The organism is Actinotalea sp., assembly GCF_035443605.1.
GTDB lineage: Bacteria > Actinomycetota > Actinomycetes > Actinomycetales > Cellulomonadaceae > Actinotalea.
In genome coordinates, this window is record NZ_DAORSQ010000046.1 from 1 (window position 1) to 1,124 (window position 1,124).

General features: G+C 71.7%; 2 protein-coding genes. One reads left to right on the forward strand and one right to left on the reverse strand.

Features of this window, described 5'->3' with window-relative positions:
- Window positions 1-544 (forward strand): ABC transporter permease (locus tag PKY62_RS06905; RefSeq protein ID WP_324535973.1); only part of this gene is annotated, 544 nt, incomplete at its 5' end.
- 19 nt (window positions 545-563) lie between these two features.
- Here PKY62_RS06905 and PKY62_RS06910 read toward each other — a convergent pair.
- The coding region (locus PKY62_RS06910; protein WP_324535974.1) for a M15 family metallopeptidase at window positions 564-1,124 on the reverse strand (561 nt) is incomplete at its 5' end.

A 1,124-nucleotide genomic window follows, 5' to 3' on the forward strand; every position in this document is an offset into this window, starting at 1 on the left:
GAAGGGCATCATCGACCGCTTCCGGTCGCTGCCCATGGCGCCGTCGGCGGTGCTCACCGGTCGCACCCTGTCCGACGTCGTCAACAACGTCCTGGTGCTCGTCGTCATGTCGCTCACGGGGCTGCTGGTGGGCTGGCGGATCCGGGGGTCGTTGCTGGAGGCACTGGCGGGCTACGGGCTGCTGCTCGTCTTCGCCTATGCGATCTCCTGGATCATGGCGTGGGTGGGGATGCTGGTGCCGAGCCCCGAGGTGGTCAACAACGCCTCGTTCATCATCATCTTCCCGCTGACGTTCGTGGCGAACACCTTCGTCCCGCTGGACACCCTGCCCGCCGCGCTGCGGACCTTCGCGGAGTGGAACCCGGTCTCGGCGGTCACCCAGGCGGCCCGTGAGCTGTTCGGCAACATCCCGGCCGGCCAGCCGGCGCCCACGGCGTGGCCCCTGGTCAACGCGGAGCTCTACACGCTGATCTGGTCGGCGGTCATCCTGGTGATCTTCGTGCCGCTGGCCAACGCCCAGTACCGCGTGTCGACGTCGCGCTGAGCGGGCGGCCCCGTCCCGGTCAGCCGGTGTACTCGAAGTGCCAGTACTCGGGGTTGGAGCCGCCGGCGCGCGCCCAGGACGGCGCCACCCACCCGTAGGCCGGGCCGTTCGCCACGAGCCACTCGTAGCGGGAGCTGCCGAAGGCGTACTGCTCCCACTCCCACGTGTCGATCGCGGTACCCAGGCCGTGGTTCGACGTGCCGGGCTGGGCGGCGATGCCGCCGTAGTAGGCGCGCATCGCGACCTGGTCGGCGTAGGAGCGGTAGCTCATGTCGACCGCGACGTTCTCGCCGAACTGCGCCCGGAACGCCTCGTTGAGGCTCGTCAGCGCCGCCGCGGCGTCGCTGCGCAGCCACTGCTGGTTGCCGGCGGAGTCCTGGCACCAGGACAGGGGGGTCATCGCCGAGGCAGGCAGGTTCCCGTTGCTCCCGTCCCCCGTGGCCGTGGGGGTCGAGGTGTGGAACACGGTGCCGCCGTCGTTGCGGGGCGCCTCGTACGAGCCCGCACCTCCGCAGTCGGCGCCCGCGCCGCCGCCGGACCGTCGGCCGGAGGACGCCGCCGCCTGCTGGGCCGCCGCCGC